This is a genomic window from Methylobacterium sp. J-068, from assembly GCF_022829445.1.
Lineage (GTDB): Bacteria > Pseudomonadota > Alphaproteobacteria > Rhizobiales > Beijerinckiaceae > Methylobacterium.
Window position 1 is genome coordinate 36,939 of sequence record NZ_JAKSXY010000099.1, and the last position, 25,596, is coordinate 62,534.

Genomic DNA, 25,596 nt, shown 5'->3' on the forward strand with positions numbered 1-25,596 from the left:
TGCGAAAGCCCTGATCTTGCATGAAGCTAGACCGGATGGGCGCGCGGTCAACGCGCTAACCCGTCGCGGCACGGACTTTCAGTGGCTTTGCCGCGTCGTTCTAGCTTGCTCGCCGCGAGACCAGCGCCAGCGCGACGCCCAAACCCGCCAGGGCCACCGACGCCATCACGCCCCAGGCGGGCAGGGCCGCCCACCAGCCCTCGCTCAGGGCGTTCTGGTAGCCCTCGATGGCCCAGGCGTTGGGGGTGAGCCAGCCGGCCTGCTGCAGCCAGGGCGGCATCAGGAAGCGGGGCACCATGCTGCCGCCCACCGCCGAGAGCAGCAGCACGCCGAAGGTCGCCGCGAGATGGGCCTGCTGGCGCGTGGCGCAGGCCGCGCAGGCGGCGAGCGCCAGGGCCGCCGCCATGGCGGAGAGGAGGAGCGAGGTCACCAGCCACGCGCCCCAATGGGGCAGGATGTCGACCCCGTGCAGGACGCAGGCCGCGCCGAAGATCAGGCCGGCCTGGACGAGTCCCTGGCCCACCAGGAACAGGAACTTGCCCAGCACCACCACGGCGAGGCCCCCGGGGCCCGCCATCAGCCGGTCGGCGAGGCCGGACTGGCGCTCGTCGACGAGGGAGAGGGCGCCCTGCATGGCGGCGAAGAGCAGGAACACGGCGGTGATCGCCCCCGCGTAGTAGCTCACGCGGTCGTTGGTGAGGCCGGAGGCGGTGCTGCGCCGCTCCACCAGGGTGGCGAAGGAGAACGGCTCCTTGCGGGCACGCTGCTCGGCGAAAGCCTCGTTCAGGAAGCGGCGCTCGTCCGGCCCGATCTTGCCCGAGCGCTCCACGTCGGCGACGATCCGGGCCAGCACCACGTCGGGCAGGGCCTCGTTGAGGACGCGCTGGAGCTGGCCCAGCGCGATCGGGGTCGCGAGCGCCTTGGCGGGTTTCTCGATCAGCACCACGGGCTGGCCGGTCTCAGCCGAGCCCGCGTCGAGGTCGCCGCGCAGCACCAGGGCGACGTCGACCTCGCCGCGCCGTACGGCCGCGAGGGCCCCGTCGAGGTCGGTGGCGGCGAGGCGCCCGACCCGCAGGGACGGATCCGCCTCCAGGGCCTGCATCAGGCGCTGCGTCGTCGGGGTGTGGGCGAGATCGAGTAGGCCGAGATGAACGCGGATGCGGTCGCCGAGCGCACCGGAGAAGATCGCCGCGAAGATGACGAAGATCACGGTCGGCAGCACGAAGGCCATGACCAGGGCGGCGCGGTCGCGCACCAGCCCGAGCAGCATCACGCGGAACGCGGCCGAGATCATGCGGTGATCCCCTCTCCGAGGGCCTCGCGATAGAGCGCCTCCAGGCCGGGCGCGCGGATGCGGATCTCGGCGACGGGCACGCCCGCGCCACGAAGCGCCCCGAGAAGCGCCGCGCCGTCGAGGGGCGGCCCGGCGAGGCGGCCGGCGCGCCAGGTCGAGCCGGTATCGACCGGCAGGAAGCCGGTTCGGCGCAGCAACGCCTCCGCCGGGGCGTCGGCGGGCGCGGCCAGGGCGACTTCGTGCTCGGGCGCGTCGGCGCGGATGCGGGCGAGGAGGTCGGTCAGGCGTCCGTCGACGACGATGCGGCCCCGCGCCAGGATCGCGACGCGGTCGGCGAGGCGCTCGGCCTCGGCGAAATCGTGGGTGGCGACGAGGAGCGCGGTGCCGGCCTCGCGCAGTCGCCCGAGCACCGCGTGGATCGCCGCGCGGGCATGCAGGTCGACGCCCTGCGTCGGCTCGTCGAGCAGGACGAGGCGGGGCCGCGCCATCAGGCTCGCAGCGATGTTGACCCGGCGCTGGTAGCCGCCGGAGAGCAGGCCGACCGGCCGCCGGGCGGCCTCCGTGAGCGCGCAGAGTTCGAGGCCGGCGGCCACGGCCCGCGAGCGCTCGGCCCGCGCGATCCCGGCGAGCTGGGCGAAGACCGACAGGTTCTCGGCGACCGAGAGGCGCGGATAGAGGGCGATCTCCTGTGGCACCCAGCCGATGGCCCGGCGCGCGGCGCGGACCCGGTGGGGATCGCCGCCCGCGACGAGGACGCGGCCGGCGCCCGGCGCGAGCCGGCCCGCGACGAGGCGCATCAGCGAGGTCTTGCCGGCGCCGTTGGGTCCGAGCAGCGCCAGGGTCTCGCCGGCGTCGAGGGCGAGGTCGACCCCCTCCAGCACGCGGGTGCCGCGATAGGCGAGGGCGGCACCGGCCACCCGCAGCAGCGGCTCGCGGCCGGACGTCATGGCGGGCGCGCTCAGCGGCGGGGCAGGGCGCGCGACAGGCGAACCCGCACGCTCACGGCCGGCTCGCGCACGGAAAAGCGGGCGCGGGCGAAATCCGGCCGGGCGGAGCGCGGCGACTCACCGGAGAAGCCGTAGGGTTCGAGGGGCAGGCCGAGGCCGGTCCGGTCGAGGCGGCCATTGCCGTTGCTGTCCTGGTAGGCGACCGCCGCGTAGGTGCCCGGCGCCACGTCCGGGAACACGAAGCGCTGGGCGGCGGCGCGCGGCGGGGCCTGCTGCCCGATCCGGCAATCGGCCTCCGACAGGCCGTCCTGGCACAGGGCCACGGAGAGGAGGCCGCCGGGCTCGATCCCCTCGACCTCCACCGCGACGCTGGCGGCCCGCGCCGTCCCGGGGCTCGCGAGGCCGGAGCCCGCGAGGAGGAGGAGGAGTCCGCCCCCCGCCGCGACCCTCAAGAGGCGTCGCCCGAGGTGGCGAGCGGCGCCGTGGCGGGAATCCCGGCGCTGGCCGCGCCGACGCGCCCGGCGGAGAGCTCCTCGATCAGGAGGCGGGCGGTGATGCGCGCGCCCTCGTAGATCACCGGCAGCCCGGAGCCCGGATGGGTGCCGCCGCCGACGAGGTAGAGCCCCGGTCCGAAGCGGTTGTGCGGCCGGAAATACAGCATCTGCATCAGGTCGTGGGCGAGGTTGAAGGTGGCGCCCTCGTGCACGAAGAAGTCGTCGCGCCACTCCGTCGGGTCGACGATGCGCTCGTAGCGGATGCGCGATTCGACGTCGCCGAGTCCGAGCAGCCGCAGGCGGTCGAGCACGAGCTGGCGGTAGCTGGCGCGCAGGGCCTTCCAGTCGATGTCCGCCTTCAGGTTCGGCACCGGCACCAGCACGTAGAGGCTGGTCTGGCCCGGGGGCGCCATGCCGCCGTCAGTGAAGCCCGCATGCTGCACGTAGAGCGAGGGCTGCATCGGCAGGATGCCGTCGGTGATCTCCCGGATGTTGCGGGCGTAATCCTCCGACAGCAGGATGGTGTGGTGGCCGAGCGCCTCCGGCATCGGCCCGTCGAGGCCGAGATACAGCATGAAGGTCGAGCAGGAGAGGCGCGCCTTGCCGATCTTGGCGTCGCGCCAGCGCGGGCGGTGCCGTTCCGGCACCAGGTCCTGGATCACCTTGGCGAAGTCGCCGTTGACGACCACGGCGTCGGCGGGAATCGTCTCGCCGTTGCAGACGACGCCGCAGGCGCGCTTGCCCTCGAACAGCACCCGCTCGACCCCGGCCCCGAGGCGGATGTCGACGCCCATCCGGCGGGCGAGCCCCGCCATCGCCTCGGAGACCGCGCCGCAGCCGCCGACCGGGTGGTAGACCCCGTGCTCGTATTCGAGGAACGACAGGATGGTGAACAGGCTCGGGCACCGGAACGGCGACATGCCGAGGTACTTGGTCTGGAACGCGAAGGCGAGGCGGACGCGCGGGTCCTTGAAGTAGCGCTGCAGGTCCCGGTCGACGCTGCGGCCCGGATGGAGGTGGGGCAGGGCGGCGATCATCGCCGGGGAGGCCATGGCCCGCAGGGTGTGGAAGGCCTGCTCCAGCACCGGCTTGAAGAACTTCAGCTTCACCCGGTTGTCGGCGAAGAACGTCCGCACGTTCTTTGCGTCGTCGGGCGCGATGCGCGCCACCTCGGCCTCCAGCCGGTCCATGTCGTTGGTGGCGCGGATCTCGCCCGAGATCCCGTCCTTCCCCTCGAACACGAGGTGGTATTGCGGATCGAGGCGCTCGAGCTTGACGTGGTCCTCCAGCCGCTCGCCGCAGGTCTCGAAGATGTCCGCGAGGATCTGGGGGTAGAGGAAGAAGGTCGGCCCGATGTCGAAGCGGTAGCCGCCGGGCGCCTCCACCGTCTTGGTGCGGCCGCCCACGGCCGGGTCCTTCTCCAGCAGGGTGACGTGGACGCCGGCACGGGCCAGGAGCAGTGCGGTGGCGAGCCCGCCGGGACCGGCGCCGACGATGATGACACGGCGTCCGGACAGGGCCCGCAAGCCATCCCGTGATTGCAACAACGCTCGCAACTCCTTCGACACCGCCCCCCACTCCCTGCGCATGTGGCGCGCAGAGAATGGTCCGTCCAGGGCTCGTCGGCCCGTCCGCGTAATCTTGACCGTGGCGGGGCGGGCGACAATGGGGGCGCGATGTCGCGCTTCGTGACGGGTCGCGCCGCGCCGGATCGCCCGGATCAGCGCGCCGCCGCGAGATGATGGAGCGCGATGGCCCCGGCCGTGGCCACGTTGAGGGAGTCGAAGTCCGGCGCCATCGGGATGCGCAGGGTGCGCAGGCGCGCCATCAGGGCGGGCGGCAGGCCCGGTCCCTCGGTGCCGAGGATCAGCAGCGTGCGGGCCGGGGGCGCGAGGGCGGAGAGGATTTCGCCCCCGCCCGGGCTCAGGGCCAGCGGCACCAGGGCGTGGCGGGCCGCGTAGGCCAGGATCGCATCCGCATCCGCCAGCCGCTGAAACGGCACCGTGAGCGCCGCGCCGGCCGAGACCCGGATCGCCTTGCGGTAGAGCGGATCGCAGGTGGCCGCGTCGAGGAGCACCGCGTCGGCGCCGAAGGCGGCAGCGTTGCGGAACAGGGCCCCGACATTGTCGTGGTTGGTCAGCCCGACGAGGCCGACCACCCGGACCGGATCCGGGGCGGGCGGCAGGCCCGGCTCGGCCTCCAGGCCGCGCAGGCCGACGCCGAGCACGCCGCGATGGATCGGAAACCCGGTGATCGCGCTCATCACGGCTTTGCGCGCGACGTAGACCGGTCTCCCCTCGGGGAACCGGGCGAGGTCGCCGCCCAGGCCCTCCAGGCGCTCCGGCGCGAGCAGGACCGATTCGAGCCCGAACCGCGCCCGATCCGACAGCATCACCCGCAGGGTGACCTCGCCCTCGACGATGAACCGGCCCGCGCGCCCCACGAGATCACGCTCGCGCATCGCCGTGTAGGGCTCGAGACGCGGGTCGGACGGGTCGTCGACGGCGATCGTAGGGACGGGCGGCAACGTCGCGTCAGGCGCCCGCCGGGCGTCCGCCCATGCGCACCGCGAGCGGATCGGCCTCGGCCTTAGTCGGCACCTTCACGAGGGCCTCGCCGTCGAGCACGACCTCGCCGGCCACCGAGCAGGTGCATTTCAGGCGGGCGCGGCGACGCTCCGGCACCAGCTCGGCAACCTCGACGGTGACCTGGACGGTGTCGCCGATGCGCACGGGCGCGCGAAAGTTCAGGGTCTGGCTGATGTAGATGGCGCCGGGGCCGGGCAGGCGGGTGCCGAGCACGGCCGAGATCAAGCCGGCGGTGTAGAGGCCGTGGGCGATGCGGGTGCCGAAGGGGGTGCGCGCCGCGAAGTGCTCGGACAGGTGGATAGGGTTGCGGTCGCCGGTGATCTCGGCGAAGCCCACCACGTCGGAGGAGGCGATGACCTTGTTCAGCGTCTCGGACAGGCCGACTTCGAGATCCTCGAAGTACAGGACGCGCAGTTCGGGCATCATGGGCAGTTCCCCCGTCTCGTTCGTGGCAGGCGGGGCTCGCCCGCGCTGACGGCGCGCCCGTTCGCCGCGCCGAAGATCCCTTTTCGCCTCGCACAGGCGCACGGCCAAATCCAGTCTCCAGTCGCGCGGAGGCGGGCGGCGTTTTCGGACAATTCGAGCGATCGCCTTCACGCGGCCGTGATCTCCCGCCCGCATATTGCCCGGCATGACCGATTCAGATCCCTTCGCACCCCGACATATCGGGGCGGCGCTCTCGCTCACGGGCCTCGTCGCCCTGATGACGGGAGAAGGGGCGCGACCCGAGATCCTCGGCCTGGCCTGCGGCTGCCTCGCGGCGTCTCTCGTCGCCTTCGCGGTCGATCTTTGCCACACGCCGAAGCCGCGGCGGTCCCGCAAGGCGCGCCCGCCCCTGAAGACGCGCCGGCCCGCGGCGGTGACCGCCCAATGGAACGCCGCGCCGGCGCGGTCGGCCCTGCCGGACGGCCCACCGCTCCACCCGGCCCTGTCGGCATTGGTCCGCGCGACGCCCCCCGCCGCGACGGCGCCGGCGGCGCCGGCCCCGACCGCCCTGCACCGGCGCGCCCTGAAGGAGGTGCGCAACCGGCGCATCGCCCGCGGCGCCTGATCCCCGCATCGCGTGGCGCCCCTCGACAGGGCGGCGCCTATCGGCGAAGAGGCGCCGGCCGCGAGGAACGCACCGTGACCCAGCCAGCCCCCGCCCCCGCGCTCCGCCCCGTCGTCGCCCGGGTCGCGGGCCTGAACCTCGCGTATTTCGGCATCGAGATCACCGTCGCGCTGGCGATCGGCTCCCTGGCGCTGATCGCCGACAGCCTCGACTTTCTCGAGGACGCGGCCATCAACCTGCTGATCTTCGCCGGCATCGGCTGGAGCGTGCGCAACCGGGCGCGGCTCGGCGCCGTCCTCGCGGTGATCCTGCTGCTGCCGGCGCTCGCCACCGCCTACGCCGCCTGGGCCAAGTTCGCCACGATGGCGCCGCCGGACCCCGTGCCGCTGACGCTCACGGGTCTCGGCGCGCTCGCCGTGAACCTCACCTGCGCGACGATGCTGGCGCGCCATCGCTCCGGCGGCGGCAGCCTGACCCGGGCGGCCTACCTCTCGGCACGCAACGACGCCTACGCCAACCTCGCCATCATCGCCGCCGGCATCGCCACCGCCCTGACCCTGTCGGCCTGGCCCGACCTGCTCGCGGCGGCCGGCATCGCCATCCTCAACGCCGATTCGGCGGGCGACATCCTGCGGGCCGCGCGGGCGGAATGGCGGGCGGCCGAAGCGGGCGCCGCCGGAATCCGCGCCCCCGAAGCCCCGCCCAAGAACCCGGTTCCCTGAGAGACTCCGCTCCGCAAGCCATGCGCCTGTTCCCGATCTCCGACCTCCACCTCGAGCGCCGACGCCTCGACGTGATCCCGCGCCCGCACAAGACCTTCGACGTGCTGGTCTGTCCCGGCGACCTGCACGAGGGCCGGCCCGAGCACGGGCTCGCCGCCCTGGTCGCCCTCGCGCGGGGACGGCCGATCGTGCTGGTGCCGGGCAACCACGAGCATTACGCGCCGACCGGCGACGGGCGCACCGCCCCGGAACTCCTCGCCGCCCTGGAGGACGAGGTGGCGCGGCTCGCGGGGGAGGGAACGGCGATCCACCTGCTCCAGCGGAGCGCCGAAACGGTCATCGACGGCGTACGCTTCGTCGGCACGACCCTGTGGAGCGACTGGTCCCTGGCCGGGCGCTGGCTCGACGGGACGGTGGCCGACGCGCCGGAGGACCCGGTCGCTTATGCCGCCGCGCGCATGACCGATCCGGTCACCGGCTCGCGCGAGTTCCGGGGCTCGATCCGCAACGGCGACGGCACGATCTGGTCCCCCGCCGACGCGATGGCGGCCCATGCGCGGGAGCGCGAGGGCCTCATCCAGGCCCTGTCGCGTCCCCATGACGGGCCCACGGTCTGCGTCACGCACCACCCGGCGAGCCCGCGCGCGGCGGATGCCTTCCGCCACGCGCCCGGCGTGCCCTGGTGGGTTCCGGCGTTCTACGCCACCACGGTGCTGGAGGACCTGCCCGAGGCGGCGCGCCCCGACCTCTGGGTCTCGGGGCATTTCCACGCGGGCCACGACATGCGGGTGGGTCGCACCCGCTGGGTCGCGAACCCGGTCGAGGGCCGGGACTTCTCGGCCGATCACATTCTGACGATCGCGTGAGACCTGGGGCGCCCCGCATGCGTACCATGCCCGGAATCAACGCGGCGCCGAGCCGGACCGGAGATCACCCATGAACGCCTTCATCGCCGTGGTCCTCGTCTGCGCCAACGGCATCCCGATCGAGGCCTGCACCGACGACCGGGCGAGCGAGGTCCGCAAGGTCCGGGTCGCCAACGAACTCGGCTGCACCAATGGCTGGCAGGAGATCATCGCTCGCACGGACCTGCGCGACGAGGTCGGCAAGACGAGCTACCTCAAGACCGAGTGCCGCCGGGTGAAGCAGGCGGAGTGATCCGCCGGCGCCCCCGTCATACCAAATCCGTTCGATCCCTTCCGGCGATCCCTGAGGGATCGCGTTCGGGATGGCGGATTTGGGCTTCGCTCAGGCGCCGCGCGGGCTGCGTGAGACCGTCTCCGCTTTGATCAGGCGGCGGAGACGGCATCACTTCTCGTGCTTGATGTAGGCGAAGCGCGGGTCGGTGGGGGTGCCTTCCAGCGCGCCGCCCTCCGTGCCGGGCTGCCAGCCGACGACCTCCTCGATCTTGCGCGCCAGGGCGAAGTCCTTCTCGGTGACGCCCTTGGCGGCGTGGTTGGTCAGGCGCACCTCGACCCAGGCGTAGGACGCGGTGATGTCGGGGTGGTGCCAGGCCGCCTCGGCGAGGTGTCCCACCGTGTTGATGACCATCAGCGTGCTCTTCCAGCTCGCGGTCTTGTAGGTGCGCTTGATCCAGCCCTCCTCCAGGCGCCAGGCCGGCAGCTCCCGCGCCAGCCGCTCCGTGATGGTCGCGTCGTCGATCACGTCCTCGCGCGTTCCCGCCATGGTCTCGTTCTCCCGGTTCGGACGAAGCCTGCGCCGGGCACCGGGCCCGCGCAAGGTCTCGCGCGAACCCAAGGTCTCGCGCGAACCTGTGGCGAGCCCTGGAGGAACCGGCAGGCGAGGGGGCGACCATCCGACCCCGCGTCCTTTACCCCCAGACGTCTTGCCGATTCGTCCTGTGGACGCCCGGACTTCGACCCCCTATGAAGATCGCCAACCAGCGCCGGCCTTCGGGACGATCCGAGCGCCCGACCGCGAATCCAGGGAGTGTGTCCCATGCTGTCACGGCGCGGTCTGCTCGCGACGGCGGCACTGTCCCCCGTGACCTGGGGCTTCGCGTCCTGCGGCTTCGCGCGGCGGGCCGAGGCCGCATCGGCGTCGTTCCAGGTCGGCAGCCTGCCCTTCGGCACGGTCTCGTGGGAGGCCGCGGTGATCAAGGCGCGCAGGCTCGACACCGCCAACGGCTTCACCCTCGACGTCGTCAAGCTCGCGGGCAACGACGCGGCGCGGATCGCCTTCCAGGGGTCCCAGGTCGACACCATCGTGGGCGATCTGCTCTGGGCCGCCCGGCTCGGCAACGAGGGCCGCGCGATCCGGTTCGTTCCCTACTCGACCAGCGAGGGCGCGCTGATGGTGCCGGGCGACAGCCCGATCCGGACGCTGGCCGACCTCAAGGGCCGGCGCCTCGGCGTGGCCGGCGGCCCCCTCGACAAGAACTGGCTGCTCCTGAAGGCGCAGGCCCGCGACGCCGCCGGGATCGACCTCGAGACCCAGGCCACCATCGCGTTCGGGGCGCCGCCCCTCCTCGCCCTCAAGCTCGAACAGGGCGAACTCGATGCCGGGCTCCTGTACTGGACCTACTGCGCCCGCCTGGAGCCCAAGGGCTTCCGCCGGGTGATCGGCTCGGACGACATCATGCGGGCCTTCGGCGCGGCGGGCTCGATGGCCCTGATCGGCTACCTCATCGACGACGAGACCCTGAAGGCCAAGCCCGAGGCGGTGGCGGGCTTCCTGCGCGCCTCCCGGGCCGCCAAGGAGGCGCTGGCCGCCGATCCCACGGCCTGGGACGTGGTGCGCCCGCTGATGGCGGTGGAGGACGCGGCGACCTTCGAGGCCCTGAAGCGCGAATACCTGTCGGGCATCCCGCGCCGGCCCCTCGCCAGCGAACGCCGCGACGGCGAAACGCTCTTCGGCGTGATGGCACGGCTCGGGGGAGACCGCCTCGTCGGCCCCGGCAAGACGCTTCCGCCCGGCCTCTACTACGATGGCAGCGGCAATGGCTGAGGCGGCGATGCACGAGCCTGCCCCGCGCGCCGGCATCGCATGCGCATGACGCGCTGACCCGATGACGCGCTGATCCATGGGGTTCGCCACCCGTCTCGTCTCCGTCCTGGTGCTGCTCGCCGGGTGGCAGGTCTCGGCCTCCGCCGCCGGCTCGCGCCTGCTGCCGGCGCCCCTCGCGATTCTCGCGTTCCTGAGCCGCGAATCCGCCACGGGCGACCTGTGGTGGAATGTGGGGATCACCCTCGCGCGGGTCGGCGTCTCCTTCCTGCTCGCGATGACGCTCGGCGTGCTGCTCGGTGTCGCGCTGGGGCGCTCGCGCCGCCTCAATCTCGTGCTCGACACGCCCCTCCTGATCCTGCTGAACACCCCCGCGCTGGTGATCACGGTGCTGGCCTACATCTGGGTCGGGCTGAACGAGGCGGCCGCGATCGTGGCGGTGGTGCTCAACAAGCTGCCGAACGTCGCCGTGATCCTGCGCGAGGGCGCGCGCGGCCTCGATCCGCAACTGGAGGAGATGGCCCGCACCTACCGGTTCGACCGCCGCACCTGGATCGCCCACGTGCTGGTGCCGCAGCTCCAGCCCTTCGTGGTGGCGGCGGCGCGCTCCGGCCTGTCGCTCGCCTGGAAGATCGTGCTGGTGATCGAGCTGCTGGGGCGCCCGAACGGCGTCGGCTTCGCGATCAACTACTACTTCGTCCAGAGCCTGAACGTGGCGGCCATCCTCGGCTACAGCATCGTCTTCATGAGCGTGATGATCGCCATCGACATCCTCGTCCTCCAGCGGCTCGAGGCCTATGTCCGACGCTGGCGCTGAGCGACGGGCCGCGCCCGAAGACGGGGCCGCCCTCCGGGTCGAGATCGCCCGCAAGGTGTACGGCGCCGGCGGCCGGGAGCCCGTGGAGGCCGTGCGCGACCTCGCCTTCACGGTGCGGGCGGGCGAGATCACCTGCCTGATCGGCCCCTCGGGGGCCGGCAAGACCACGACCTTACGCATCCTGCTCGGCCTCGACGCGGCCTATGAGGGCAGCGTCACCCCGCATCCGGACGAGGCCGGGATCGCCATGGCGTTCCAGGAGCCGCGCCTGCTGCCCTGGCGCACGGTGGAGCAGAACGTCCGCCTCGCCCTGCCGCGCGGCGCGCGCGGCCGGAACCTCGACGCGCTGTTCACCTCGCTCGGTCTCGCGCCCTGGCGCGGCCGCTATCCGGGGGCGCTCTCGCTCGGGATGGCCCGCCGGGTCTCCCTGGCGCGGGCGCTCGCGCAGGAGCCGCGCATCCTCATCCTGGACGAGCCCTTCGTCTCCCTCGACGACACCGCCGCCGCCTCCTTGCGCGCCCTCGTCGTCGCGGCGGTGGAGCGCTCGGGGATGGGCGTCCTCATGGTCACGCACAACGTGGCCGAGGCCATCGAGATCGCCGACCGGCTGCTCCTGGTCTCGGGTCGGCCCGCGAGCCTCCTGGGAACCGTACCGCTCGACGCTCCCCGCGGGTCACGCGACCGCGCCTGGATCGAGGCCCGGCGGGCCGAACTCGCGATCCGCTTTCCCGCCGTCATCGCAAGCTGATTCTCTCAGGCAAGCGCGCATCCGGCGCGTCCGTCATTGCTTAAGTATCCGAGCCCGCCTCCGAGTGCGGGCGCCGGATGCGGCGAGAGCGCGCACGAACCGCGCCGGCCGATGGCCCTCCGTTTCGACGACAAGCCCCCCATCCGGCGATCTCGGACCGGCCGACGCGGAACTATGATGCCGCCTTCCGCCGCTTCATGCTCTGGTATCCGAAATTCCAGATGGCAGGACAGTGAATTTCCCTCACCGTCGCATGGCCACAGCTGCCGAGCCTCGCTCACATGCGTATGGCGCATAAGCACAAGCGGAAGGTGATCAAAAGACTTTGTCTCAGGACGAGCCTATATTGCGATGCACCATCTTATGGTGCGCAGCATGGTCAAGGATGGGTCGTCCCCTGTCGTTCACAAGGACTTGTACGAACGGGAGGAAGACGACGCGCAAGCGAGTTGACGCCGCCGGAATTTTTCTTAGAGTTCATTCAAGCTTCGGTTTCGAGGGGCGCCGCAAAGGGATAGCGGCCCCTGACCGCACAGGTCCGGCAACGCCCATTCGTGGCGCGACAGCAAGGACTTGGCGTCCGCTACCAGAGCTAAATCGTCCCTGTCGCAAACAGTCAGATCACAGCGTGGTCTCATGGATTTCCCATGCGATCACGGCTGAAAGATCTGTCGGAGGAATCCATGAGAGCGGTACATCTTCTCGCACTCGGCGCCGGCATGGTCGCTTCGACCTCGGCGTTCGCCAACGAAGACGTCCTGAAGCGCACGGCCAACCCGGCCGAGCAGGTCCTTCAGACCGTCGACTACGCCAACACCCGTTATTCGAAGCTCGACCAGATCAACGCCAGCAACGTCAAGCAGCTCCAGGTCGCCTGGACGTTCTCGACCGGCGTGCTGCGCGGCCACGAGGGCTCCCCGCTCGTCGTCGGCAACATGATGTACGTGCACACCCCCTTCCCGAACATCGTCTACGCCCTCGACCTCGACAAGGACGGCGTGATCGTCTGGAAGTACGAGCCCAAGCAGGACCCGTCGGTCATCCCGGTGATGTGCTGTGACACGGTCAACCGTGGCCTCGCCTACGCCGACGGCGCCATCATCCTGCACCAGGCCGACACCACCGTCGTCTCGCTCGACGCCAAGTCCGGCAAGGTGAACTGGTCGGTCGTCAACGGCGACCCCAAGAAGGGTGAGACCAACACCGCCACCGTCCTTCCCGTGAAGGACAAGATCATCGTCGGCATCTCCGGCGGCGAGTTCGGCGTGCAGTGCCACGTCACCGCCTACGACGCCAAGACGGGCAAGAAGGTGTGGCGCGGCTACAGCGTCGGCACCGACGAGCAGATGATCATGGACGGCGAGAAGACCACCTCGCTCGGCAAGCCGGTCGGCAAGGACTCCTCGCTGAAGTCCTGGGAAGGCGACCAGTGGAAGACCGGTGGCGGCTGCACCTGGGGCTGGTTCTCCTACGATCCCAAGCTCGACCTGATGTACTACGGCTCGGGCAACCCCTCGACCTGGAACCCCAAGCAGCGTCCGGGCGACAACAAGTGGTCCATGACCATCTGGGCGCGTAACCCCGACACGGGCGCCGCCAAGTGGGTCTACCAGATGACCCCGCACGACGAGTGGGACTACGACGGCATCAACGAGATGATCCTCACGGATCAGAAGGTTGACGGCAAGGAGCGTCCGCTCCTGACTCACTTCGACCGTAACGGCTTCGGCTACACCCTCGATCGCGCCACCGGCGAACTCCTCGTCGCCGAGAAGTACGATCCGGTCGTGAACTGGGCCTCCAAGGTCGACATGGACAAGGGCTCGAAGAACTACGGTCGCCCCCTCGTCCAGGCCAAGTACTCCACCGAGCAGAACGGTGAGGACACCAACTCCAAGGGCATCTGCCCGGCGGCGCTGGGTTCCAAGGATCAGCAGCCTGCGGCCTACTCGCCGAAGACTCAGCTGTTCTACGTCCCCACCAACCACGTCTGCATGGACTACGAGCCGTTCCGGGTCTCCTACACCCCCGGCCAGCCCTACGTCGGTGCGACGCTCGCCATGTACCCGGCTCCCAACAGCCACGGCGGCATGGGTAACTTCATCGCCTGGGACGGCGTGAACGGTAAGATCAAGTGGTCGAACGCCGAGCAGTTCTCGGTGTGGTCGGGCGCCCTCGCCACCGCCGGTGACGTGGTGTTCTACGGCACCCTGGAAGGCTACCTGAAGGCCGTCGACTCCAAGACCGGCAAGGAGCTCTACAAGTTCAAGACCCCGTCGGGCATCATCGGCAACGTGATGACCTACCAGCACAAGGGCAAGCAGTTCGTCGGCATCCTGTCGGGTGTCGGTGGCTGGGCCGGCATCGGCCTCGCGGCCGGCCTGACCGACCCGAACGCCGGTCTCGGCGCGGTGGGTGGCTACGCCGCCCTCTCGAACTACACCAACCTCGGTGGTCAGCTGACCGTCTTCTCGCTGCCGAACTAATCGGTCGCACGATACGGTAGAAACTTGGGTGCCGGCGCGGGTTTCCGCGCCGGCACCTTTGTGATTAGAATTGGAAGAACAACACGTGAAACACGCGGCCTTGCGGCCGACGTGGAGTTCCTGGGAGAAACGTCGTTGCACACCATCAGCCAAGCCGCCATCCGTCCGCTCCTGGCGGCACTCGCGCTCGTCTCCGTCTCGACCCTCGCGGTTCATTCCGAGGATGCGAAGAAGGCCAATCCGGCGCTCGCCGACCAGCTCGATCCCAACGCGCCCGACAAAGATCAGAAGCTGATCGACAAGTTCGCGGCCGTTAAGGTCGACGACGGCAAGTATTTCGATGCCGAAGGTCACCCGACCTACCACATCACCAATGACGGCAAGAAGTTCGACTGGTACGCCTATTCGGGCTACCGCCGCTATCATGCCGAATGCCACGTCTGCCACGGTCCCGACGCCATGGGCTCGACCTACGCGCCGGCCCTCAAGGACTCCCTCAAGACGATCAACTACGAGGAGTTCATCGGCATCATCGCCGGCGGCAAGCGTGACTCGCAGGCCGGTCAGGAGCGGGTCATGCCCGCCTTCGGCGACAACAAGAACGTCATGTGCTACGCGGACGACCTCTACGTCTACCTGAAGGCGCGCGCCTCCGGCGCCATGCCGCGGGTGCGTCCGACCGACAAGGAAGAGAAGCCCGAGGCCGCCCGGACGGCCGAGAAGGAGTGCCTGGGCGGCTGATGACCCGCACCGGCATTCGAACGAGCCTCGCCCTCGCGCTCCTGCTGTTCTCGGCAGGGGCGCGACCCGCGTTGGCGCAATCGCTCCCCGACCTCGTGACCACGGACACGCTGCGCGTCTGCGGCGATCCGGGCAACATGCCGTTCTCCGAACGCAAGGAGGACGGTTTCGAGAACAGAATCGCGGCGATCATCGCCGACGAACTGAAGGTCAAGATCCGCTACTACTGGCTGACGCAGGGTCCGGGCTTCGTCCGCAACACCCTGGGCACGGGCCTGTGCGACATCATCATCGGTTCGGCCGCCGGTGGCGAACTCGTCCAGCACTCGAACCCGTACTACCGCTCGGCCTATACCCTGGTCACACGCGCGGGCGAGCTCGACGACGTCACCCGGCTCGACGACCCGAAGCTCAAGGGCAAGGCGATCGGCGTCATCGGCGGCACGCCGCCGGTGAACCGAATGGGCGAGGTCGGCCTCATCAGCGCGATGAAGGCCTACGCGCCCTACCAGCTCGACCCGGCCCGCAAGCACCAGACGGTCTCGGCCGAGGTGATCGCGGACCTCGCCGAGAAGCGGATCGACGCCGCCATCCTGTGGGGGCCTGCTGCCGGCTGGCTCGCCAAGCAGAGCGGCGTCCCGATGCATGTGATGCCCCTGCTGCAGGAGCCCGACCGGCCGCCACTCACCTTCCGCATCGCGCTCGGCGTGCGGATGGAAGAGAACGACTGGAAGCGGACGCTCAACACGATCCTGCGCAAGCGCCGGGCCGATATCGAGCGGGTTCTGCGGGACTACGACGTTCCGCTGCTGGAGGAAGAGGGCAACACGCTCCTCGGTGCCCAGAAGCCCTGATACCCGTCTCCGCTCGATCGAAGCGGAGACGGTCTCGCTCAGCCCGCACGGCGCCCGAGCGCGCTCGCCCTGGTCGACGGGGGAGTGTCTGCGTCGGGGTTGGCAATGCCGAGGTGGCGGGCACGACGCCCGCGCCGACACCGGCATTCCGGTGGAAATCAGGCCCGCTCGATGCCAGTGGCGTCGAGCTTGGCCAGGGCCTCGGTCACCGTCTCGGGGCCGATCCGCAGATCGGGCGCGATCTCGGCCAGCGGCACCAGCACGAAGGCGCGCTCGCGCACGAAGCGGTGGGGCAGGATCAGGCGCGCGTCGGAGATCGCGGCGCCCTCGTAGGACAGCACGTCGATGTCGATGACGCGCGGCCCCCAGCGGCGCTCGCGCACCCGGCCCATGGCGGTCTCGATGGCCAGCCCCCTCTCCAGGAGTTCGTGCGGCGTCAGGCTGGTCTCGACGCCGATGGCCGCGTTGAGGAACCAGTCCTGATCCGTGTCGCCCCAGGGCGGCGTGCGGTAATCGGACGAGCGCGCCGTGAGGCGAATCCCCGGCGTCGCGGCCAGCCGCGCCACCGCGTCGGCCAGCGTTGCGGCCTTGTCGCCGATATTGCTGCCGAGGCCGAGATAGGCGGCGTGCGTCGTCCGGCACGCGACACTCACGACACGACCTCGCGGGTGCGCACGATCTCGATGGCGACGCCGTCGATCACGGCCGGCACCGGGGCGCTCGGCTTGTCCACCCGCACCCGCACTTCGGCGATGAGCCTGTGCCGGGCCAGGATCTCGGCGGCGATCGCCTCGGCCAGGGCCTCGATCAGGGCGAAGCGCCGCTCGGTGGCGATGCGGGTCACGATTGCGGTGAGGTCCGCGTAGCTCACCGTCCGCGCGACGTCGTCGGAGCGGCCGGCGGGTGCCAGATCGAGGCGGCACTCGAGGGAGATGTAGAAGCGCTGCCCGAGGCGCGCCTCCTCCTCCAGGAGGCCGTGATAGGCGAAGACCGCGATGCGCGTGACGAGGATGCGGTCGCTCACGACCGGCCCCCCATCACCGCGTCGACCACCCGCAGGGCATCGACGTGGGGACCGACATCGTGGACGCGCACGATCTGCGCCCCCAGCGTCGCGGCCAGCACGTGGCTGCCGACCGAGCCGAACAGGCGATCCACCGGCCGGGTCTCGGCATCGTGCAGGCGCCCGAGGAGGGATTTTCGCGATACGCCGACGAGAACCGGGAAGCCGAGCGCGACGATCTCGGGAAGGCGCCGCAGCGCCTCGATATGCTGCTCCCAACTCTTGCCGAAGCCGATGCCGGGATCGAGCACGATCTCGCTGTCCGGGATGCCGGCATTCCGGGCGATGCCGAGGGAGCGCTCGAAGAAGCGCAGCATGTCGGCGACGATGTCGATGCTCGGATCGATGGTCTCGCGGTTGTGCATCACCATGACGGGCGCGCCGTGGTCGGCGGCCACCCGGGCGATGTCCGGCTCGCGCTGCAGACCCCAGATGTCGTTGACGATGCGCGCGCCGGCCGCGAGTGCCACCCGCGCGGTCGAGGCCTTGTAGGTGTCCACCGAGATCGGGACGGCGAGCCGGGGGGCGAGGTCGCGGATCACCGGCAGGATGCGAGCCTGCTCCTCCTCGGCCGAGACCGGCACGTGGCCGGGGCGCGTCGATTCTCCACCGATATCCACGAGGGCCGCCCCCTCGGAGACCAGCGCCTGCGCCTGCGCGCGGGCCGGGTCGAGATCGGCGAAGCGCCCGCCATCCGAGAAGGAATCCGGCGTGACGTTGAGAATGCCCATCACGAGCACGCGCCGCCCGAGATCGGGCAGGAGCGTCGTCAGCGAAGCCGGCAGGTCTGGGGGCACGGGGATCTCTTCAACAGGGCGGCCAGGCGCGTCGCCTCGTCGGCCGGGATGCCGGCTGTCTTTGAACCGAAAGGCGCATGGGAGCAACGCCCGCGCCCACGCCGGACCCGCTGGCCGTTCCCTCTCTCGCGGTACGATCCGAGCCCGCCGCTCACCCGCGTCGGGGCGAGGCGAGCACGAGGTTGTCCGGCGGTTTTCGATGGGCGCAGGCTCGCGGGGTCGACGCCGCCTTTGGGAGGTTCCGGTCAGGTCCCGCCGCGATAGCAGCGGATCTCGGCCTCGGCCTGGGCGCGGCGGAGTTCGGCGACCTGATCGTCGAAGACCTTGGTCGACTTGAACGCGTTGGTGCGCTGGCCGATGCCCTGGCGCAGGGACAGCACCGTGCTGGCCTGGACGTACTTGTCGTAAGGCAGCAGCGAGGCCAGGGCGTCGAGGGAGCAGGAGCAGCGCGACAGGGATTCGCGCGATTGCCCGTTGGCCGCCATGCAGCCGAAGATGTAATCGGCGCGCGCCTCGGTGGGGTAGTCGTTCTCGAGTTCGGCCGCCTTCGCCGGTCCCGCCAGGAGCGCGACCGCGCAGGCCCCGGCGGCCAAGCCCCGGGATAGCCGATTAACCAGCGGTCGGATCATAGGTCAGGGTTTCCTGGAGGAGTTCGCCGCCCTCGGCGTTCTTGGACTGGGCCTCGATCGAGACGAGTTCGCCGGGCACCGCTTCGGACGTGATGAAGGTGTATTTCAGGTTTTCGAAGCCGCGCATGCGCTCCTTCAGCTTGTCGTCGATGAAGGGCTGGGTCTCGACGCGCCAGGCGGCGACCTTCCGGCCCTTGTAGTCGATCTCCGTCGGCGTCACGGTCGCGCCGTCGCGAAGCCCCTTGCGGATCGCGTTCTTGATGTAGCGCGGATTGGCCATCAGCACGCGGGCGAGGTCGCCGAGGTGATGCTCCAGGAAGAGCGACATCACCGGGTTGCCGGGCATGTCCTCGAAGGGGCCGGCCGGGAAGCGGTTGGCGCCCGAGAACATCTCGACCCGGATGTTGCGGTTGTCCGCGTTGTTGCCGGGCTCGACGCCGAGCTTGATCGTATCGTTGAGGGGAGGGCCGAACGGCCCCTTCGAGATGCCGCTGCGGCGCAGGTAGTCGTAGGTCAGCGTCGTGCCGGGCGCGACGTTCTTCATCTGCGGCTGGTCGAAGAGCAGGTCCGAGGCGCTCGGCGTCGCGGAGGTGTTGGCCTTGGTGACGGCAGGCGCCTCGGGCGCCGTGGAGGGAGCGGGCGAAGCAGGGCTGGCAGGCGCGTTCTGGGCGAGTGCCGGGGCGCTTCCCAGCATCAGCAGCGCGAGGATCGTGACGGGCTTCAAAGCGGCGCTTCCTCATTCAGCGGCGTACGGACGTTCGGCTGCACGTTACTGCCGATGGTCCGGTAGACATAGTCCGGCGGGATCTCGGCCGCCTCCTCGACGGCGAGGTCCCGCACCTTGGCGTGGAGGGGCGAGAGCGAGCAGGCCGGGTCGGTGGCCGCCGCGTCCCCGGCCAGCGCCAGGGCCTGGCAGCGGCAGCCGCCCCAATCCTTCTCGCGCCGGTCGCAGGAGCGGCAGGGCTCCTTCATCCAGTCCGTACCGCGATAGGCGGTGAAGGCCGGTGAATGCGCCCAGATGTCCGCCAGCGAATGCTCCGAGACGTACCAGAATTCAAGGTTCGGAATCGTCTCGGCGGCGTGGCAGGGCAGGACCTTGCCCTGCGGCGTCACGTTCATCAGCTTGCGGCCCCAGCCGCCGGCGCAGGCCTTGGGATATTTCGCGTAGTAATCCGGCACCACGAGGTCGATGACGAGCTGCCCCTTCAGGCGCTCGCGGGCGGCCTCGACGATGCGGATCGAGCGGTCGACCTCGGCCTTGTTCGGCATCAGGGCCGCGCGGTTGACGTAGGCCCAGCCGTAATACTGGGTGTGGGCGACCTCCAGCCGCTTGGCCCCGAGCTTCACCGCGAGATCGATGAAGCCCTCGACCTCGTGGATGTTGCCTCGGTGGATCACCGAGTTCAGGGTCAGGGGCAGGCCGAGCTGGGTCACGCGCTCGGCGAAGGCGAATTTCTGCGGCTGCGCGTTCTTGAGGCCGCCGATCTTCTCGGCATTGGCCGCGTCCACGCCCTGCACCGAGAGCTGCACGTGGTCGAGGCCGACGTCGTAGAGCGCGTCGAGCTTGGCCAGCGCCCCACCGACGCCCGAGGTGATGAGGTTCGAGTAGAGGCCGAGCTTGGCGCAGGTCTGGGTGATCTCGACGATGTCGTTGCGCGCCGTCGGCTCGCCGCCCGAGAGGTGGACGTGGAGCACGCCGAGGGCCGCCGCCTCCGTCAGCACCCGCTGCCACGTGGCGGTGTCGAGCTCACCCGAGCGCCGGTCGAGTTCGAGCGGATTCGAGCAATAGGGACAGCGCAGGGGGCAGCGATGGGTGAGCTCCGCGAGGAGCCCGACCGGCGCCGGGAGGACGGGGGCGTTCGGCGTGATCGCGTTCATCGCTCAAGGACCCGTTTCGTGGCCAGATCGTTCAGCATCACCAGGATGTCGGCCTCGATCACCGCCGGGTCCGCCGTGAACTTCTCGCCGAGCGCCCGCGCGATGTCGCGCACCGTGCGGGTGCCGTCGACGAGTTCCAGCACCGCCACGGCGTTGGCGTCGAGATCGAAGGTGCGCTCGGGCGCCAGCAGGACGTGCTGGTCGCGCACGGCATCGTGCCGGAGGCGCACGCCCCGCGGCAGGCGCGGCACGTCCTGTGCGCCGATGGTGCCGGTGCCGGCCGCCCGGGCCGGCTCGGGCACCAGCCCGGTCCCGGGCGTCCAGGCATCCGGCGGGATCATGCCGGGCGCCACGTAGGCGTGATAAAGAGCGTCGAGCTGCGTCCAGAGCACGTTGCACTTGAAGGTGAGCGCCGCCATCGCCTGGCGCTGCTTCTCCGGCGTGGTGGCGTGCCGCTTGACGTACTCGATGGCGAATTCCGCATCGCGCGGCGCCTGGGTCAGGCGCTTGTCGAAATAGGCCAGGGTGTCCTTGGTGATGAAGTCGTAGTTTTTCAGCATCCCGGCGACGCGCTCGGAAATGATGGTCGGCGAGAACATTTCGGTCAGCGAGGAGGCGATGGCCTCCAGGAGCGAGCGCTCCTTCACGAAATGCACGTAGGCGTCCACCGAGAAGCGGGTCGCCGAGAGGATGCCGTCCGTCGATTCCACGTAGTCGCGCGCGAACCCGACTCCCTCCGCGAGCTTGAGCCAGCGCTCGATGCCGCCATCGCCCGGCGCGTCGCCGTCGTGATCGACGATGCGCTGACGCCAGACCCGGCGCAGGCTCGCATCCTCCATGCGCGCGAGGATTGCGGCGTCCTTCACCGGGATCATCGCCTGGTAATAGTAGCGGTTGAGCGCCCAGGCACGAACCTGATCCTTGTTCAGCTTGCCGTCATGCAGCAGGCGGTGGAACGGATGCAGATTGTGGTAGCGGCGGGCGCCGATATCGCGAAGGGCCGCCTCCAGTTCCTCTGGCGTCAGCAGGCGCTGGGCCTCGTCGGGCTTCGGAGTCGGGAAGGGCGCGGTCATGGCGTGGCTCGCGGATCAGCGGGAGATGGTTTTAAGAACTTTTCTTACTCATTGCGCCGTCCGCCGTGAAGACCATGGACGTTCCGGACGCAATTAAATCGGACACAATCTATGATGCCGGCATTAAATTGCCAAGTCCCGGCGTCGCGTCCGGCCGCCGGGCGGACCGGCGCGTCACGGCGTTCGCATCACGCGAGGTCGAGCGTCAGACCGTCATGGGCGACGACCCAGCCCTCGGCCTCCACCTGCCGACGCGCGTCCGAGTCCTCGACCAGGACCGGATTGGTGTTGTTAATGTGGACGAAGACGCGCCGCCCGATGGCGACATCGGCGAGGGCCGCGATGGAGCCGCCTTCGCCCGTCATCGGGACGTGGCCCATGCGCCAGCCGGTCTTGGTGCCGACCCCGGCGCGGATCATGTCGTCGTCGAGGAGCACGGTGCCGTCGAAGAGCAGGGCATCGACGCCGCCGATCCGGGCCTTGAGGCCTTCCGTGACGCGGGCGCAGCCCGGAATGTAGGCGAGGCGGCGGCCCTTCGATTCGATCATCGCCCCCACCGTGGTCTCGGTCTCGGCGCCGATCTCCATGGTCTCGTCCTCGAGCCACAGGGGCACCTTGCCGGGCACGGAGAACAGGGTGACGGTAAGGCCGGGCACCGGCTCGAAGCTTCGGTCGAGGGCGATCGGTTCGCGGGCGACCACATCGGCCGCCATCACGTCGAAGACCCGGTTGGCATTGACCGATTCGAGGATGCCGGCCGTGCCGTAGAGCGTGAAGGGCTGGCCCTCGCGCAGGGTGAGCAGGCCGGCGACGTGGTCGACGTCGCCGTTGGTCAGCAGCACCGCGTGGATCGGCGAATGACGCAGGCCCTCGCGCGGATGCATCGCGCGATTGTCGAACAATTGCTGGCGGATATCGGGAGAGGCGTTCACCAGGAGCCAGCGCTCCCCATCGGGGGAGACGGCGATGCTCGACTGGGTCCGCGGCCTCACGCGGGTCTCATCCTCGCGGGCGAGGGTGCAGATCGGGCAGCGGCAATTCCACTGAGGAAGGCCGCCGCCCGCGGCCGAACCAAGGATCACGACATGCATGGTGAAACCGACGCTGTCCTGGGACCCCGGATCCGACGAAAACTCAGTTGAAGGTGTCGATCTCAGCCGACTCGTAGCTGGTGACTTCCATGCCGACGCAGATCTCGGAAACGATGGGGGCAGCCCAGGTCATGGTGTTTCTCCTGATGATTTTTTGAACGTCAGCAGCATCCCGATTCTTCATAAGAAGTTCGTAAGACACTGACGGCGCAGTGGTTTCTGTCGCCGGACTGATATCGACAATTTGGCTCGGCAGTTCAAGCGCTAAATTGCCGAATTTTCCCAATCACCCCTCTTGAATCCGACATCGCCGTTAACGGGGGCAACGGAATCGGAGCTAAAAATCCTGCCTAGTGACGAAAATCCTGCCCCTTGAGATCGAGCATGAAGCCGCGGCCGCGCACGGTGACGATCACCGGACCGCCGAGGCGCACGAAGTCCGAGAGCTTCGTGCGCAGGTAACCCACGTAGACATCGACCACATTCAGCGAGAGCCCACCCTGGCCGGCCCAGAGCTTGTCGAAGATGTCGCCGCGCGTGACCGGTTGGTTGGCGTGGTCCATCAGCAGGGCGAGGAGCTCCGCCTCGCGCGGCGTGAGGCGTGCCGTCGCATCCGCGAATCCGACCTGACGGATGTTGAGGTCGAGCACGAGCTTGCCGGCCGTGACGATGGTGCGGGGGGCGTCCGCGGCCTTGCGGCGCAGGAGGTGGGTCTGGAGCCGGGCCAGCAGCTCGTCGAAGACGAAGGGCTTGACGATGTAGTCATCGGCCCCGAGGGCCAGCCCCTCGGCCCGGTCGCGGACCTCGTCCCGGGCCGAGAGGAAGAGGATCGGGCCGGGATAGCCGCCCTCGCGCAGGGAGCGGCAGACGTCGTGGCCGGAGCCGTCCGGCAGGGTGATGTCGAGCACCACCGCCTCGGGCGCGTCGGTGCGGGCGGCGTTCAGCGCGTCGTCCACGCAACCCGCGACGCCCACCGAGAATCCCTCGGCCTCCAGGCCGCGCGCGAGCATGGCGCGGATGTCGCTGTCATCCTCGACGATCAGTACGCGCGTCATGCCACGGTCTCCTTGGCGGTCCCGTCCGGGCCGTCCTGATGCGGAAGGTTGGGTGCGGCCTCGGCGAAACCCAGCGCCGGCAGGTCGAGGGCGACCTGCGCCCCCCTGCCACCGGGCCCGGCCTTCAGGCGGATCGCACCATCATGGCGCTCGACGACCCAGCGCGCCAGGGCCAGGCCGATGCCGAATCCCGCCTCGCCCGAGGGGCTCTCGCGGCGGAAGCGCTCGAAGAGGCCGTCGCCGAGATCGGGGAAGCCGGGTCCGTCGTCGGTGACGGTGAGCACGACGCGCTCGGGCGCCCACCGTTCGAGGGCCACGACCACGCGGGTGAGGCCGGTGGCGTGCCGCAGGGCGTTGTCGATCAGGCTCTCGAGGACCTGACGCAGCCATTCCGGGTCGGCCAGCAGCATCGGGTCGTGCTCCGGCGGCGTCAGGCTCAAGGCGACGCGGCGGCGGGCGGCCTCGGAGGCCATGCCGTCGACGGAATCGGAGAGGATCGCCCCGGCATTGACCGGGCGCCGGTCGAGCTCGATCTGGCCCGATTCCGAGCGGGCGACGCGCAGGAGGTCCTCCACCCGGCGCTGGAGGCGCAGGGCCCGCTTGCGGATGGTGGCGAAGACGGGCGCGAAATCGACCTGCCGCCCGGCCGAACGGGCAGCGATGTCGCACTCGCCGAGGATGACCGTCAGCGGCGTGCGCAGCTCGTGGCTGACATCGGCGAAGAAGCGGCGGCGCGAACGGTCCACCGCCTCCAGCCGGGCATTGGCGGCGCGCAGGTCCAGGGTGCGGGCCGCCACCGTGTCCTCCAGGGCGGCACGGTCCGCCGCCAGATGGCCCTCGCGACGGGCGAGGCGCGCGGCCATGCGATTGAAGTTCGCCACGAGCAGGCCGAGCTCGTCGCGGGTCGCCACCGAGAGGCGCGTGTCGAGTTCGCCCCGGCCGACGGCGCTCGCCGCCCGGCGCACCGCCTCGATCCGGGCCAGCACCGGCCGGGTCACCGCGCGGTAGAGCAGCAGCACGATGGCGAGCGCGACGGCGACCGCCGCCAGGGAGGCGATGCGCAGGGTGCCGGAGAGGTCGCGCGCCGCATCCGATCCGGCGATCATCGAGCGCCGCTCGACCTCGATCAGGAAGGAGAGCGGCTGCCCGGTCATGGCGCCGAAGCCGTTGAGGGCACCCCGGATCGCGGCCTTGCGCTGCTCGTCATCCGTATGGCGCAGCACCTGCGTCACCTGACGGTCGAGCACCGCGCGCGCCGAGCGCAGCTGGGCGAGCGGCCGGGTGCGCGCGGCGTACTGGGTCCGGTCCAGAGGGTCGTCGCTGGCCGCGATGCTGCTGCCGAGGGACTCGTCCACCGCCACCAGGGCCCGGTCGACGTTGGCGCGCGCGACAGCCAGCCCCTCCGGCTGCGCATCGGGGTTGCTCACGGTCTCCAGGGCGGCGAGCCCGTACTGGGTCATGCGCCCCGACAACTCGACGAGGAGTTCGAGACGGCCCTGCGCGGCCAGCGTCCGGTCGATGGTCCGCTCGGCGGCACTGATCGAGGCGAGCACGCCCACGGCCGCCAGGACGACGAGGAGCGCCGTGCCCCCGAGCAGCAGCGCGAAGCGGACTTTCAGCGAGCGCATGCGGGCACCGACCGGGATGCGGGCGCCAGCAGGGATGATTGTGCCAGCATGGATTTGCCAGTTTTTCCCGATCTCTTTGCCGGCCTTCACTTGGCGCTGAACGCACGCGTGCTTGCCTGATCCCCCCGTCTGCTGCGTCTATCCTGGACGCGCAGCGCTGCGGGCAAGATCACTAGGCTAAGGCCGACATCCGTTGCAAGGGCGGCGGCGCATCGGCCGCGCCGCTCAGCCTCGATCGAGCGGAAGACGGTCTCACAAGTCGCGGGGCTGGCTGCCGCGAACGGCGCAGCGCCACCGGGTCACGTGCCATTCCGGGTGCTCCTCCTGCCACCTGGCGATAGCGCTCTGGGAGTTACGCAGGCAGACCACCGGGTTCCGGGCCTCGAACGACAGGTCGATCTTGTCCTCGCGGCATTGCGAGGGCTGCGACAGGAGGCAGATCGAGAGAAGGATGAGCATCGGTGACGCCGTGTTCGCGCGGAGGGAAGCGGGCACGATGGCACGATATTGCCGACCCGCCGGCGCGAAGACTCCTCCGATCGGGAAAATTGTGCAAGTCCGATCGAAATATCGCGCAGGCGCGGGCCTGGACGCGGGACGGGAAGGAATTTCCAAGCCCGGAGGCGAACCCAAGGGTGATCGCCTTCGGGGCACGCCGTCATTCCGGGTCGCTCGC

General features: G+C 70.1%; 29 protein-coding genes. 10 read left to right on the forward strand and 19 right to left on the reverse strand.

What is annotated here, in order from left to right; genetic code table 11:
- Nucleotides 1–100: 100 nt before the first annotated feature.
- The 6 genes from MKK54_RS16725 to croR all read right to left on the reverse strand — a co-directional run bounded on the left by MKK54_RS16725 (nt 101) and on the right by croR (nt 5,749).
- Complete coding sequence (locus MKK54_RS16725) at nt 101–1,294, reverse strand: ABC transporter permease (protein ID WP_244012331.1); 1,194 nt, start codon at nt 1,292–1,294, stop codon at nt 101–103.
- Nucleotides 1,291–2,241 carry an ABC transporter ATP-binding protein gene (locus MKK54_RS16730; protein ID WP_244012332.1) on the reverse strand — a complete coding sequence of 317 codons (951 nt, stop codon included), beginning with the start codon at nt 2,239–2,241 and terminating at the stop codon, nt 1,291–1,293. Before MKK54_RS16730 ends, MKK54_RS16725 begins: the two co-directional genes overlap by 4 nt.
- Before the next feature lie 11 nt (nt 2,242–2,252).
- Nucleotides 2,253–2,693: a DUF2141 domain-containing protein gene (locus tag MKK54_RS16735; protein WP_279597402.1), complete on the reverse strand. Its 441-nt coding sequence runs from the start codon at nt 2,691–2,693 to the stop codon at nt 2,253–2,255.
- Entirely contained in the window at nt 2,690–4,282 is a 1,593-nt protein-coding gene (crtI, locus tag MKK54_RS16740; RefSeq protein WP_244012333.1) for a phytoene desaturase family protein, read from the reverse strand. Before crtI ends, MKK54_RS16735 begins: the two co-directional genes overlap by 4 nt.
- A gap of 173 nt (nt 4,283–4,455) precedes the next feature.
- Entirely contained in the window at nt 4,456–5,196 is a 741-nt protein-coding gene (locus tag MKK54_RS16745; RefSeq protein ID WP_244012368.1) for a TrmH family RNA methyltransferase, read from the reverse strand.
- A 73-nt stretch (nt 5,197–5,269) separates the two neighbouring features.
- Nucleotides 5,270–5,749: a 3-hydroxybutyryl-CoA dehydratase gene (croR, locus tag MKK54_RS16750; RefSeq protein ID WP_244012334.1), complete on the reverse strand. Its 480-nt coding sequence runs from the start codon at nt 5,747–5,749 to the stop codon at nt 5,270–5,272.
- 205 nt (nt 5,750–5,954) lie between these two features.
- Here croR and MKK54_RS16755 point away from each other — a divergent pair, with 205 nt between their 5' ends.
- From MKK54_RS16755 to MKK54_RS16770, 4 genes are all read left to right on the forward strand, one after another.
- Nucleotides 5,955–6,374, forward strand: a complete 420-nt coding sequence (locus MKK54_RS16755) for a hypothetical protein (RefSeq protein WP_244012335.1) — start codon at nt 5,955–5,957, stop codon at nt 6,372–6,374.
- Nucleotides 6,375–6,448: 74 nt separating this feature from the next.
- On the forward strand, nt 6,449–7,096 hold the full coding sequence (locus tag MKK54_RS16760) for a cation transporter (RefSeq protein ID WP_244012336.1): 648 nt from the start codon (nt 6,449–6,451) through the stop codon (nt 7,094–7,096).
- 20 nt (nt 7,097–7,116) lie between these two features.
- Entirely contained in the window at nt 7,117–7,962 is an 846-nt protein-coding gene (locus tag MKK54_RS16765) for a metallophosphoesterase (protein WP_244012337.1), read from the forward strand.
- Nucleotides 7,963–8,032: 70 nt separating this feature from the next.
- The gene (locus tag MKK54_RS16770) at nt 8,033–8,254 is read left to right on the forward strand and encodes a hypothetical protein (protein WP_244012338.1); all 222 of its coding nucleotides are present in this window, start codon (nt 8,033–8,035) and stop codon (nt 8,252–8,254) included.
- 150 nt (nt 8,255–8,404) lie between these two features.
- On the opposite strand, the gene MKK54_RS16775 is transcribed toward MKK54_RS16770, so the two are convergent.
- Complete coding sequence (locus MKK54_RS16775) at nt 8,405–8,782, reverse strand: 4a-hydroxytetrahydrobiopterin dehydratase (RefSeq protein ID WP_244012339.1); 378 nt, start codon at nt 8,780–8,782, stop codon at nt 8,405–8,407.
- Nucleotides 8,783–9,055: 273 nt separating this feature from the next.
- Between MKK54_RS16775 and MKK54_RS16780 the strand changes: the two genes are divergently transcribed.
- The 6 genes from MKK54_RS16780 (at nt 9,056) to xoxJ (ending at nt 15,706) form a co-directional block, all read left to right on the forward strand.
- Complete coding sequence (locus MKK54_RS16780; protein WP_244012340.1) at nt 9,056–10,063, forward strand: ABC transporter substrate-binding protein; 1,008 nt, start codon at nt 9,056–9,058, stop codon at nt 10,061–10,063.
- A gap of 76 nt (nt 10,064–10,139) precedes the next feature.
- Nucleotides 10,140–10,877, forward strand: a complete 738-nt coding sequence (locus MKK54_RS16785; protein WP_244012341.1) for an ABC transporter permease — start codon at nt 10,140–10,142, stop codon at nt 10,875–10,877.
- Nucleotides 10,858–11,625, forward strand: coding sequence for an ABC transporter ATP-binding protein (locus MKK54_RS16790; protein ID WP_244012342.1), 768 nt, complete (start codon nt 10,858–10,860; stop codon nt 11,623–11,625). Before MKK54_RS16785 ends, MKK54_RS16790 begins: the two co-directional genes overlap by 20 nt.
- Nucleotides 11,626–12,308: 683 nt before the next feature.
- Nucleotides 12,309–14,111, forward strand: coding sequence for a lanthanide-dependent methanol dehydrogenase XoxF1 (gene xoxF1 / locus MKK54_RS16795; protein WP_244012343.1), 1,803 nt, complete (start codon nt 12,309–12,311; stop codon nt 14,109–14,111).
- Nucleotides 14,112–14,246: 135 nt separating this feature from the next.
- Complete coding sequence (locus MKK54_RS16800; RefSeq protein ID WP_279597403.1) at nt 14,247–14,852, forward strand: c-type cytochrome, methanol metabolism-related; 606 nt, start codon at nt 14,247–14,249, stop codon at nt 14,850–14,852.
- Nucleotides 14,852–15,706: a rare earth element methanol dehydrogenase accessory protein XoxJ gene (xoxJ, locus tag MKK54_RS16805; protein ID WP_244012370.1), complete on the forward strand. Its 855-nt coding sequence runs from the start codon at nt 14,852–14,854 to the stop codon at nt 15,704–15,706. Before MKK54_RS16800 ends, xoxJ begins: the two co-directional genes overlap by 1 nt.
- A 158-nt stretch (nt 15,707–15,864) precedes the next feature.
- Here xoxJ and folK read toward each other — a convergent pair whose 3' ends face one another.
- The 12 genes from folK to MKK54_RS16865 form a co-directional block, all read right to left on the reverse strand.
- Nucleotides 15,865–16,359, reverse strand: coding sequence for a 2-amino-4-hydroxy-6-hydroxymethyldihydropteridine diphosphokinase (folK, locus tag MKK54_RS16810; protein WP_244012344.1), 495 nt, complete (start codon nt 16,357–16,359; stop codon nt 15,865–15,867).
- The gene (gene folB, locus MKK54_RS16815; RefSeq protein WP_244012345.1) at nt 16,356–16,730 is read right to left on the reverse strand and encodes a dihydroneopterin aldolase; all 375 of its coding nucleotides are present in this window, start codon (nt 16,728–16,730) and stop codon (nt 16,356–16,358) included. The genes folK and folB overlap by 4 nt, the downstream gene beginning before the upstream one ends.
- Complete coding sequence (folP, locus tag MKK54_RS16820) at nt 16,727–17,500, reverse strand: dihydropteroate synthase (protein WP_244012371.1); 774 nt, start codon at nt 17,498–17,500, stop codon at nt 16,727–16,729. The genes folB and folP overlap by 4 nt, the downstream gene beginning before the upstream one ends.
- A 311-nt stretch (nt 17,501–17,811) precedes the next feature.
- Nucleotides 17,812–18,195: a hypothetical protein gene (locus MKK54_RS16825; RefSeq protein WP_244012346.1), complete on the reverse strand. Its 384-nt coding sequence runs from the start codon at nt 18,193–18,195 to the stop codon at nt 17,812–17,814.
- Nucleotides 18,176–18,889 carry a hypothetical protein gene (locus MKK54_RS16830; protein WP_244012372.1) on the reverse strand — a complete coding sequence of 238 codons (714 nt, stop codon included), beginning with the start codon at nt 18,887–18,889 and terminating at the stop codon, nt 18,176–18,178. The genes MKK54_RS16825 and MKK54_RS16830 overlap by 20 nt, the downstream gene beginning before the upstream one ends.
- 26 nt (nt 18,890–18,915) lie before the next feature.
- Entirely contained in the window at nt 18,916–20,073 is a 1,158-nt protein-coding gene (pqqE, locus tag MKK54_RS16835; RefSeq protein WP_244012347.1) for a pyrroloquinoline quinone biosynthesis protein PqqE, read from the reverse strand.
- Complete coding sequence (pqqC, locus tag MKK54_RS16840) at nt 20,070–21,146, reverse strand: pyrroloquinoline-quinone synthase PqqC (RefSeq protein ID WP_244012348.1); 1,077 nt, start codon at nt 21,144–21,146, stop codon at nt 20,070–20,072. Before pqqC ends, pqqE begins: the two co-directional genes overlap by 4 nt.
- 188 nt (nt 21,147–21,334) lie before the next feature.
- The gene (pqqB, locus tag MKK54_RS16845) at nt 21,335–22,237 is read right to left on the reverse strand and encodes a pyrroloquinoline quinone biosynthesis protein PqqB (RefSeq protein ID WP_244012349.1); all 903 of its coding nucleotides are present in this window, start codon (nt 22,235–22,237) and stop codon (nt 21,335–21,337) included.
- Nucleotides 22,238–22,280: 43 nt separating this feature from the next.
- Entirely contained in the window at nt 22,281–22,370 is a 90-nt protein-coding gene (gene pqqA / locus MKK54_RS16850; RefSeq protein ID WP_055889187.1) for a pyrroloquinoline quinone precursor peptide PqqA, read from the reverse strand.
- A gap of 217 nt (nt 22,371–22,587) precedes the next feature.
- Nucleotides 22,588–23,292 (reverse strand): response regulator transcription factor, encoded by a 705-nt coding sequence (locus MKK54_RS16855; protein ID WP_244012350.1) that lies wholly within the window; start codon nt 23,290–23,292, stop codon nt 22,588–22,590.
- Nucleotides 23,289–24,920 (reverse strand): sensor histidine kinase, encoded by a 1,632-nt coding sequence (locus MKK54_RS16860; RefSeq protein ID WP_244012351.1) that lies wholly within the window; start codon nt 24,918–24,920, stop codon nt 23,289–23,291. Before MKK54_RS16860 ends, MKK54_RS16855 begins: the two co-directional genes overlap by 4 nt.
- A gap of 252 nt (nt 24,921–25,172) precedes the next feature.
- A complete protein-coding gene (locus MKK54_RS16865; RefSeq protein ID WP_244012352.1) occupies nt 25,173–25,379 on the reverse strand; it encodes a hypothetical protein in 207 nt (68 codons plus the stop codon).
- Nucleotides 25,380–25,596: the final 217 nt, after the last annotated feature.

What these genes read in the sequence shown, in the direction of transcription:
- MKK54_RS16790 (WP_244012342.1), top strand. Translation starts at nt 10,858, where the DNA reads ATGTCCGACGCTGGCGCTGAGCGACGGGCCGCGCCCGAAGACGGGGCC.
- xoxJ (WP_244012370.1), top strand. Translation starts at nt 14,852, where the DNA reads ATGACCCGCACCGGCATTCGAACGAGCCTCGCCCTCGCGCTCCTGCTG.
- pqqA (WP_055889187.1), bottom strand. Translation starts at nt 22,370, where the DNA reads ATGACCTGGGCTGCCCCCATCGTTTCCGAGATCTGCGTCGGCATGGAA.
- MKK54_RS16770 (WP_244012338.1), top strand. Translation starts at nt 8,033, where the DNA reads ATGAACGCCTTCATCGCCGTGGTCCTCGTCTGCGCCAACGGCATCCCG.
- MKK54_RS16725 (WP_244012331.1), bottom strand. Translation starts at nt 1,294, where the DNA reads ATGATCTCGGCCGCGTTCCGCGTGATGCTGCTCGGGCTGGTGCGCGAC.
- folP (WP_244012371.1), bottom strand. Translation starts at nt 17,500, where the DNA reads ATGGGCATTCTCAACGTCACGCCGGATTCCTTCTCGGATGGCGGGCGC.
- MKK54_RS16745 (WP_244012368.1), bottom strand. Translation starts at nt 5,196, where the DNA reads ATGCGCGAGCGTGATCTCGTGGGGCGCGCGGGCCGGTTCATCGTCGAG.
- pqqE (WP_244012347.1), bottom strand. Translation starts at nt 20,073, where the DNA reads ATGAACGCGATCACGCCGAACGCCCCCGTCCTCCCGGCGCCGGTCGGG.
- MKK54_RS16825 (WP_244012346.1), bottom strand. Translation starts at nt 18,195, where the DNA reads ATGATCCGACCGCTGGTTAATCGGCTATCCCGGGGCTTGGCCGCCGGG.
- MKK54_RS16830 (WP_244012372.1), bottom strand. Translation starts at nt 18,889, where the DNA reads ATGCTGGGAAGCGCCCCGGCACTCGCCCAGAACGCGCCTGCCAGCCCT.
- MKK54_RS16755 (WP_244012335.1), top strand. Translation starts at nt 5,955, where the DNA reads ATGACCGATTCAGATCCCTTCGCACCCCGACATATCGGGGCGGCGCTC.
- MKK54_RS16860 (WP_244012351.1), bottom strand. Translation starts at nt 24,920, where the DNA reads ATGCGCTCGCTGAAAGTCCGCTTCGCGCTGCTGCTCGGGGGCACGGCG.
- croR (WP_244012334.1), bottom strand. Translation starts at nt 5,749, where the DNA reads ATGATGCCCGAACTGCGCGTCCTGTACTTCGAGGATCTCGAAGTCGGC.
- MKK54_RS16730 (WP_244012332.1), bottom strand. Translation starts at nt 2,241, where the DNA reads ATGACGTCCGGCCGCGAGCCGCTGCTGCGGGTGGCCGGTGCCGCCCTC.
- xoxF1 (WP_244012343.1), top strand. Translation starts at nt 12,309, where the DNA reads ATGAGAGCGGTACATCTTCTCGCACTCGGCGCCGGCATGGTCGCTTCG.
- MKK54_RS16855 (WP_244012350.1), bottom strand. Translation starts at nt 23,292, where the DNA reads ATGACGCGCGTACTGATCGTCGAGGATGACAGCGACATCCGCGCCATG.
- MKK54_RS16780 (WP_244012340.1), top strand. Translation starts at nt 9,056, where the DNA reads ATGCTGTCACGGCGCGGTCTGCTCGCGACGGCGGCACTGTCCCCCGTG.
- MKK54_RS16785 (WP_244012341.1), top strand. Translation starts at nt 10,140, where the DNA reads ATGGGGTTCGCCACCCGTCTCGTCTCCGTCCTGGTGCTGCTCGCCGGG.
- pqqB (WP_244012349.1), bottom strand. Translation starts at nt 22,237, where the DNA reads ATGCATGTCGTGATCCTTGGTTCGGCCGCGGGCGGCGGCCTTCCTCAG.
- MKK54_RS16865 (WP_244012352.1), bottom strand. Translation starts at nt 25,379, where the DNA reads ATGCTCATCCTTCTCTCGATCTGCCTCCTGTCGCAGCCCTCGCAATGC.
- pqqC (WP_244012348.1), bottom strand. Translation starts at nt 21,146, where the DNA reads ATGACCGCGCCCTTCCCGACTCCGAAGCCCGACGAGGCCCAGCGCCTG.
- MKK54_RS16765 (WP_244012337.1), top strand. Translation starts at nt 7,117, where the DNA reads ATGCGCCTGTTCCCGATCTCCGACCTCCACCTCGAGCGCCGACGCCTC.
- MKK54_RS16775 (WP_244012339.1), bottom strand. Translation starts at nt 8,782, where the DNA reads ATGGCGGGAACGCGCGAGGACGTGATCGACGACGCGACCATCACGGAG.